Origin of the sequence: Lactobacillus jensenii DSM 20557 (assembly GCF_001436455.1) — a bacterium.
GTDB lineage: Bacteria > Bacillota > Bacilli > Lactobacillales > Lactobacillaceae > Lactobacillus > Lactobacillus jensenii.
The window spans coordinates 1-230 of sequence record NZ_AYYU01000094.1; the positions used below are offsets into that span (position 1 = coordinate 1).

The 230-nt window shown below is 43.0% G+C and carries 1 protein-coding gene; it reads right to left on the bottom strand.

Translation table 11 applies throughout. From position 1 onward, the window contains the following. Positions 1–230: Rib/alpha-like domain-containing protein (locus FC45_RS07600; protein ID WP_269082399.1), on the bottom strand; the 230-nt coding region annotated here is incomplete at both ends.

Below are 230 nucleotides of genomic sequence, written 5' to 3' on the forward strand. Positions count from 1 at the left end.
CCATGTGTACTTAGTGCCATCTGGCATCTCATCTTTATTCTTTATGGCTGTTGATGGATTTGGTACTACACCTGGAGTAGTGTGAACATCTTGTGGTTCTGGAGTTGGGTTATCAACTACAACATGAACTTCAACCTTATCTTTCGAACCGTCTGGGTATGTTACTACTACTGTTGCTGTTGTAGTACCCGGCTTACTTACATCCGGAGTCTTCTCCCATGTGTACTTAG